This is a genomic window from Nguyenibacter vanlangensis (assembly GCF_013376155.1).
GTDB classification, from domain to species: Bacteria; Pseudomonadota; Alphaproteobacteria; order Acetobacterales; family Acetobacteraceae; genus Gluconacetobacter; species Gluconacetobacter vanlangensis.
Map to the genome: position 1 here is coordinate 1 of NZ_JABXXP010000105.1, position 7,453 is coordinate 7,453.

At 65.7% G+C, this 7,453-nt stretch carries 9 protein-coding genes; 4 read left to right on the top strand and 5 right to left on the bottom strand.

Annotated elements, in window-relative coordinates; genetic code table 11:
• From HUK84_RS07660 to HUK84_RS07675, 4 genes are all read left to right on the top strand, one after another.
• Positions 1 to 320: response regulator (locus HUK84_RS07660; RefSeq protein WP_176639757.1), on the top strand; the 320-nt coding region annotated here is incomplete at its 5' end.
• 234 nt (positions 321 to 554) lie between these two features.
• A complete protein-coding gene (hslV, locus tag HUK84_RS07665) occupies positions 555 to 1,148 on the top strand; it encodes an ATP-dependent protease subunit HslV (RefSeq protein WP_176639758.1) in 594 nt (197 codons plus the stop codon).
• Entirely contained in the window at positions 1,148 to 2,464 is a 1,317-nt protein-coding gene (hslU, locus tag HUK84_RS07670) for an ATP-dependent protease ATPase subunit HslU (RefSeq protein WP_176639759.1), read from the top strand. The genes hslV and hslU overlap by 1 nt, the downstream gene beginning before the upstream one ends.
• Before the next feature lie 171 nt (positions 2,465 to 2,635).
• Positions 2,636 to 3,091, top strand: coding sequence for a SufE family protein (locus tag HUK84_RS07675; RefSeq protein ID WP_176639764.1), 456 nt, complete (start codon positions 2,636 to 2,638; stop codon positions 3,089 to 3,091).
• A 97-nt stretch (positions 3,092 to 3,188) separates the two neighbouring features.
• Here HUK84_RS07675 and HUK84_RS07680 read toward each other — a convergent pair whose 3' ends face one another.
• The 5 genes from HUK84_RS07680 to HUK84_RS07700 all read right to left on the bottom strand — a co-directional run.
• Positions 3,189 to 3,767, bottom strand: coding sequence for a hypothetical protein (locus HUK84_RS07680; RefSeq protein ID WP_176639760.1), 579 nt, complete (start codon positions 3,765 to 3,767; stop codon positions 3,189 to 3,191).
• Positions 3,768 to 3,852: 85 nt separating this feature from the next.
• Positions 3,853 to 4,095: a helix-turn-helix transcriptional regulator gene (locus HUK84_RS07685; RefSeq protein WP_176639761.1), complete on the bottom strand. Its 243-nt coding sequence runs from the start codon at positions 4,093 to 4,095 to the stop codon at positions 3,853 to 3,855.
• A gap of 273 nt (positions 4,096 to 4,368) precedes the next feature.
• Positions 4,369 to 5,214, bottom strand: a complete 846-nt coding sequence (locus HUK84_RS07690) for an ATP-binding cassette domain-containing protein (RefSeq protein WP_246285516.1) — start codon at positions 5,212 to 5,214, stop codon at positions 4,369 to 4,371.
• 61 nt (positions 5,215 to 5,275) lie between these two features.
• Positions 5,276 to 6,238, bottom strand: coding sequence for an ABC transporter permease (locus HUK84_RS07695; RefSeq protein WP_176639762.1), 963 nt, complete (start codon positions 6,236 to 6,238; stop codon positions 5,276 to 5,278).
• A 232-nt stretch (positions 6,239 to 6,470) separates the two neighbouring features.
• On the bottom strand, positions 6,471 to 7,453 hold a 983-nt coding region (locus tag HUK84_RS07700; RefSeq protein WP_176639763.1), incomplete at its 5' end, for a sugar ABC transporter substrate-binding protein.

The following is a 7,453-nucleotide window of genomic DNA, read 5'->3' on the forward strand; positions in this document are numbered from 1 at the left end:
CGGTCCGCGCGGTCACCGCCGGCTTCCTGCGCGGCATGGGCCACCGCACGATCGAGGCGGCGGGCGGCGAGGCCGCCCTGTCCCGCCTCTCCGACATGGAACCTGACATCCCCGACCTCGTGGTGATGGACGTCATGATGCCCCGGATGGGCGGCGAGGAAGCCGCCCGCCGCATCCGCGCCCGCTATCCGGGCACCCCCATCCTGTTCCTGACCGGCTACGCCGACAATGCCGACCTGCCGGACGACGCCCTGATCCTGCGCAAGCCATTCACACAGGCCGAACTGTCCGAATACATAGCCCGCGCCATAGGATCATAAACGGCGGTGGGGTCGGAAACGTGGGCTGGCGGCGATCCGACGCGCGTTTGCTGCGCTTCGCTGCTCATGGCCCACAAGGCCGCTGCGCTGCGATGCTCGCAAACCCACGCCGGCCGTGCCGCTACGCGGCACTCTCGCTCACCAGCCCACGTTTCCGACCCCACCGGGGTTCGGAAAAGGGTAATCCAGTTCCCACCCTTGTCCTGCGCGGCGGACGGCTTATCTGTTCCAGTCATGCAGACCATACACAGCACCCACCATGATCCCATCGGCTGGCACGGGACGACCATCCTGTGCGTGCGCCGCGGCCGCCAGGTGGCCATGGCCGGCGACGGCCAGGTGACGCTCGGCAACACCGTCATCAAGGGCAACGCCCGCAAGGTCCGGCGCATCGGCCCGGCGGGCGAGATCCTGGCCGGCTTCGCCGGCGCCACCGCCGACGCCTTCACCCTGCTCGAACGGCTCGAGGCCAAGCTCGAACGTTTCCCCAACCAGCTCGAACGCGCCTGCGTCGAACTGGCCAAGGACTGGCGCACCGACCGCTATCTCCGCCGGCTCGAGGCGATGATGGCCGTGGCCGACCGCGAACGCGCCTTCACCCTCACCGGCAACGGCGATGTGCTGGAACCCGAGGACGGGATCATCGCTATCGGCTCCGGCGGCAATTACGCGCTCTCCGCCGCCCGCGCCCTGGCCGAAATCGACGGGCTGTCGGCCGCCGACATCGCGCGCCGCGCCATGCGCATCGCCGGCGAGATCTGCGTCTTCACCAATCATTCCGTGATCCTGGAAACATTGGGCCAGGATACGGACGAGGCCAAAGCGTAATGGACGTCCCCAACCATTCCCCCCGTGAAATCGTCTCGGAACTCGACCGCTTCATCATCGGCCAGGCCGACGCCAAGCGCGCCGTCGCGATCGCGCTGCGCAACCGCTGGCGCCGCGCGCAACTCCCCGAGGGGATGCGCGACGAGGTCGTGCCGAAGAACATCCTGATGATCGGCCCCACCGGCTGCGGCAAGACCGAGATCGCCCGCCGCCTGGCCCGCCTGGCCCAGGCCCCGTTCCTCAAGGTCGAGGCCACCAAGTTCACCGAGGTCGGCTATGTTGGCCGCGACGTGGAAAGCATCATCCGCGACCTCGTCGAGGTCTCGCTGACCATGCTGCGCGACCTGCGCCGGCGCGACGTGCAGGCCCGCGCCGAGCACGCCGCCGAAAACCGCCTGGTCGACGCCCTGGTGGGCGAGGGCGCGTCGGCCGACACCAAGGGCAAGTTCCGCCGCATGCTCCGCCAGGGCGAGCTTGAGGACAAGGAGGTCGAGATCGCCGTCGCCGACACCCAGGGGGCGGCGGCGCTCGGCGACCTGCCGAACATGACCCCGGGCACGGTGATCAATTTCTCCGACATGATGAAGGGGCTGATGAACCGCGTGCCCCAGCGCCGCCGCATGAGCGTCGCCGCCGCGCGCGAGGCCCTGACGCGTGAGGAAGCGGACAAGATGCTCGACAACGACGCGCTGACCCGCGAAGCCGTCGCGCACGCCCAGGATCACGGCATCGTCTTCCTCGACGAGATCGACAAGGTCTGCGCCCGCTCCTCGGAAAGCGGCTTCCGCGGCGGCGACGTCTCCCGAGAGGGCGTACAGCGCGACCTGCTGCCGCTGATCGAGGGCACGACGGTCTCGACCAAATACGGCCCGGTCAAGACCGACCACATCCTCTTCATCGCCTCGGGCGCGTTCCATATCGCCAAGCCCTCCGACCTGCTGCCCGAACTGCAGGGCCGCCTGCCGATCCGCGTCGAACTCGCGCCGCTGACCCGCGAGGATTTGCGCCGCATCCTGACCGAGCCCGAACATTCGCTGCTCAAGCAATATACCGCCCTGATGGAAACCGAGGGCGTCACCCTCGATTTCTCCGACGGCGCGGTGGACGCCCTGTCCGAACTCGCCGCCGACATCAACGAACGGATCGAGAATATCGGCGCGCGCCGCCTGGCCACGGTGCTCGAACGCATGCTCGAGGACGTGTCCTTCTCCGCCGCCGACCGCTCCGGCCAGACCGTGCACATCACCGCCGCCGACGTGCAGGACAAGGTCGCCCCCCTGGCCCGAAAGGGCGATCTCAGCCGCTTCATCCTCTAAACCCGCCCGGGACCGCGCGCCGGCGGTGTTCGGGCGCGCCGCCCGCAGTCCCGAACGGCTCCAAGGCCGGGCGGGCGACGGGCCGGCAGGCATGGCGCCACCGTCCCGTCCCGGCCCGTCCCGTCTTGACCGGACGGGCCGGTGGCGCCACAGGATTGCTCCATGACCGCCGTGACCGACCCCTTCGTCAGACCCGAGGACGAAACCGCCGCCGCCGCGATCGCCACGATCGGCGACGAGCTGGCGCTGTTCGACGACTGGATGCAGCGCTACCAGTACATCATCGAACTCGGGCGCAAGCTGCCGCCTTTCCCCGCCGAATGGACCAATGACGCGCATCGCGTCCCCGGCTGCCAGAGCCAGGTCTGGCTCGAATCCGCAACCCGCGACGGCGCGCTCTATTTCGCCGGCGCATCCGACGCCGCCATCGTCTCCGGTCTGGTCGCCCTGCTGCTGCGCGTCTATTCCGGCCGCACGCCCGACGAAATCCTCGCGACCGATCCGGGCTTCCTGCGCGACCTGGGCCTGGTCCAAGCCCTCTCGACCAATCGCGGCAACGGCGTCGAGGCCATGGCCCGCGCAATCCGCCATGCGGCAGCCCAGACGGCGGCCCAGGAGAGGGGATAAGCGTCTCTGCACGGTCCACCAATGCCAGGAGAGAGTTCGTGCAGGCGTACGGCAGGGTGATCGTTCTGCGCCATCATCCAGCTTTGAACGTCCGGAATTATTCCAAATCCGGAATGGGTTGTTCCGCCCAGGACAGGTAGAGCAGGCGGATACATTGGTAGACGACGGTCGTTGCCGTCAGGAGCACCGCTATTTCGATCGCAAGGTAGGGCAGCACGGAGTCCACCCGGAATCGCGCTGCCCGAAGGAGTTGGTACAACAACTCTATTAATCCGCTGTATGTCAGCAGCAGCGCCCCGATCAGTCCTTTCTCCCGTGCGGCAGCCGCCAGCGCCCTCTGGCGCTCGTCCTGCTCATAGACGGGCCCCGTGACCAACATGATCTTGTAGACGAGCCTGCTCGACCATAATGAGAGACCGAGTTCGACATAGAGGAACAGTGCCGGCGAAAGTCGCGGGCTGTTCGACAGCCAGGCCAGATCGACGAATGTCAGCAACAAGATCACGGCAGGCCGCCAGCGATAGCGGATAGACGCAGGATCGGGCTTCGTGTCCTGAATCTCGGCGAGGAACGGCCCTGCGATCCATTCCAGGCGCCGTGCAAAGGCTTTCGCCGGAACATCCAGAATGGCCCCAATCGAGCGATCGGGCTTCGACCATGGATTGACGGGTCCCATCAACTCTCATCCCCGGAATATTCCCCGTCCAGGGACGGGGCTTTACATCTGCGGTCGGCGTCGATCACAATATGCCCTCAATATATCAGGCGCTGTTCCTCATCGCGCGCCGCATCTGCGCCGCAACGGATTCGAACGGTTCGAGTGAGAATACCATTTCCACCTCGACGCCCAGGACGCGGCAAATCTTCAGGGCCAGTTCCAGGCTCGGCTTGTAATCGCCGCGCTCAAGATAGCCGATGGTCTGCGGATTGACATCGACCGCCTCGGCCAGAGCACGTCGAGTCAGACCGCGCTCGGCACGAAACATCGCAATCCGATTATGCACGCGCTCTACTCCTTATATATGTTGTGTTTACACAACATATATATCCTCGTCAGCAAAATTCCGTTGTTGCCACGCCTTTCCAGGCCCTCGCTCTTCGAGCCGGCCAATGCGCCGGACCGTCCGCTCGCGCCGCAGCCAAGTCCGATGGAAACGACGACGCTGCTTGCGGGATGGCCGGCACCCAGCCTCCGTTCGCAAGTGGCACGTCTATTTTGAGAGAGGCGACAACAGGACTTTGCGTTTACAGCGGCGAAGAAGACGAAAACCCCAACCTCACGCGCTCTCCTGCCGGTGCGCCTGGAAATGCTGGTATTCCCGCCGCACGATCGCCATCAGCTCCGGCACCGACGTCGCGCTTGCCGCGTTTTCATAGGTCACGCGCCCCCGCTGCATCAGCATGATCCGGTCGGCGATATCCAGCGTCTGCGCGTAATTATGCATGATCATGACGATCGAGATCGCATTCTCGCGCTTCAGCCGCTGGATCAGCTCGATAATCAGCGCGGCCTCGCGCGCCCCCATCGCCGCCAGCGGCTCGTCCAGCAGCAGGATGCGCGCCTTGCCATATACCGCGCGGGCGATCGCGATCGCCTGGCGCTGCCCGCCCGACAGCGATCCCACCTCGGCTTCGACCGACGGCACGTATACGCCAATCTCCTCCAGGCACCGCGCCGCCTCGCGCCGCATCGCGCGGTTGTTCAGGACATGCAGGCCGGGATAGAGGATTTCCCGATTGAGAAAAATGTTGTGGTAGACCGACAGAGAATTGGCCAGCGCCAGGTCCTGATAGACGCATTCGATGCCCAGCGCGCGCGCATGGTCCACCGACCGCAGGCGGGTCTCCACCCCCTCGACGAACAGCCTGCCCGAACTCGGCGGCTGATAGCCGGTCAGGATCTTCATCAGCGTCGACTTGCCGGCGCCGTTATCGCCCAGAATGCCCAGGACCTCACCCCGGCGCAGCGACATCGACACACCGTCCAGCGCCGTGATCGGCCCGAAAACCTTGACGATGTTCTCCGCCCGCAGCATCTCCGGCCCGGCCGCCTCCATCCGGGCTCTCTCCGCGGGGGGGATGACGGGCGCCGCCCCGGGCGTCGTCGCGATGGGCGTCGTCATGGCAGGTTCCGCATGGCGGTCTCCCTCCCGGCGTGACCCGCGCCAATGTCCCGGCCATGCCTCATGACACGGACAGACGGCGCCGGAAACGGCCGATATGGATGTTGAACAGCATGGCCACCAGAATGGCCGCGCCCAGGATCAGGTCGAAGGTAAAGGCATTGATCCCGATCAGCGTGAACCCGTCATTCAGGATGCCCAGCACGATCGCCCCGACCATCGCGCCCGCGATCGTGCCCGACCCGCCGGCCAGCGGCGTGCCGCCGATCACCGCCGCCGCCACGGCCAGGAACATGATATGCGTCCCTCCCGCCGTCGGATCGATCGACGCAATGCGGAACGCCTCCAGAATGCCGGTCAGCCCGGACAGCGCGCCGCACAGGATGAAATTGCCGACCTTCAGCCGGCGCGTCCGGATTCCGGCCTCGCTGGCCCCGGTCGGGTTCGCCCCGGCCGCGATGGTGTGCAGCCCCCAGCGCGTGTTGCGCAGCATGAAATGCATCACCGCGACGATGGCCAGCGCCCAGGCGAACTCGGCATAGCCCGCCCGGCCCAGCAGCCAGGCCAGCCGCCGCCCGGCTTCCACTTCGACCGGCGTGCCGGCCGAAATCGTCAGCGTCAGCCCGTTCAGCAGGAACAGCGTGCCCAGCGTGGTGACGAAGGACGGCACGTCCAGCATCACGGTCACGAAACCGTTCAGCGCCCCCACCAGGGCCGCGCCGGCCAGCGCGCCCAGCACCGCCAGCGGATAGGGCAGGCCGGCCTGCGCCAGGAAATACATCAGGAACGGCGCCAGCGCGTACACCATCCCGGCCGACAGATCGATCTCGCCGCCGATCATCAGCATCACCTCGCCACAGGCGATGATCGCGACGGGCGCCACGAACTGCGACAGGTTCTGCACCGAGTCATTGGAAAACAGGAAACTGGAATTGGCGATCTGGAAATACACCGCCAGCACCACGGCCACCACGATGACGCTCGCCTCACGCCATTTCAGCAGCCCACCAAGGATACGCGACATCGTATTATGTTCCCCAACGCCGACCCGAAAGCGTTCCTGTTCTTTTTTGAAAAAAAGAACCAAAAAGACTTTTGATTTTTTTGGGAAAACCTTGCCGACACAGGCAAACTCCCCAAAACGATCAAAAGTCTTTTTGCTTCTTTTTCTTCAGAAAAAGAAGAATTCTCCTATCCCGCTCCGGGCCTGTGGGCTGGCGCGTCGGACCGCCGCCAGCACGCATTCCCGGACAGGCCTACGACTGGATCGCTCCTGACCGCGCGATAAGCTGCGCGGCGCTGGAACTTCCCTCGTAGCGGGTCTTGGTCGCCAGATAGGGCGCGACATTCCCCTTGGTCACGAATTTCAGGCCGGTATTGATCTCCGCCGGCCCCACCAGCCCGCCCGAGATCAGATAGGCGTACATTTCCATCACGGTGTAGAATCCCTGCAGATAGGGCTGCTGGTCGATGGTGAAATCCAGGTGCCCGGCATCGATCAGGTGCAATGTGCGCGGCAGCAGGTCGAACCCGCCGCCCCGCACGCCCTTCGCCGCCAGCCCGTACTGTTCCATCGTCTCGGCCACGCATTGCGTGGTACCGCCATCGACCGAAAACAGGCCTTTGACGTCCTGATGGCCCAGGTAATAGGCTTTGACCTTGGATAATTCCTCGTTCACCGTCGCCCCGGTGGCGACGATGTCGATCTGATAGGACCGCCCGCTCTTGCGCAGCACGTCCTGCGCGCCGTCGATGCGCGGCTGGATGTTCAACTGCCCCGGCGTCGCGATCAGCAGCGCGACCCGTCCCCCCGGCACCAGGTCCAGGATGCGCTGGCCCATCATCTGCCCGGCCTTGAACAGGTCCTGCCCGATATAGGCCAGCCGCTTGTTGCCCGACCCGGCCGGCGCGTCGGCATTATAGGCGAAGACCGGAATCCCCGCCGCCAGCGCCCGCGCGACCGGCTCGTTGAAGGCATGCGGATCGACCAGGCTCACGGCGATGGCGCTGGCTTTCGCGGCGATCGCGGCATTGATCGCGCTGATCATCTCCGCCGCGATGCTGTTCTCCGATCCCGTCCATTGCGTGTCCGCGCCCACCAGCTCGGCCGCGTCCTGGATGCCGTACTGCGTCGCGGTAAAGAACGGATTGGTCGTCACATGATTGACGAACATCAGCCGAAAACGCGGATGCGCCGGCAGCGCCGCCCGCGCGGGCCGCACGCCCAGCACCGCCTGCG

Bases quoted from the DNA above. Each gene is read 5' to 3' on its own strand.
- HUK84_RS07680 (WP_176639760.1), bottom strand. From the start codon at position 3,767: ATGGGACCCGTCAATCCATGGTCGAAGCCCGATCGCTCGATTGGGGCC.
- HUK84_RS07690 (WP_246285516.1), bottom strand. From the start codon at position 5,214: ATGACGACGCCCATCGCGACGACGCCCGGGGCGGCGCCCGTCATCCCC.
- HUK84_RS07695 (WP_176639762.1), bottom strand. From the start codon at position 6,238: ATGTCGCGTATCCTTGGTGGGCTGCTGAAATGGCGTGAGGCGAGCGTC.
- hslU (WP_176639759.1), top strand. From the start codon at position 1,148: ATGGACGTCCCCAACCATTCCCCCCGTGAAATCGTCTCGGAACTCGAC.
- hslV (WP_176639758.1), top strand. From the start codon at position 555: ATGCAGACCATACACAGCACCCACCATGATCCCATCGGCTGGCACGGG.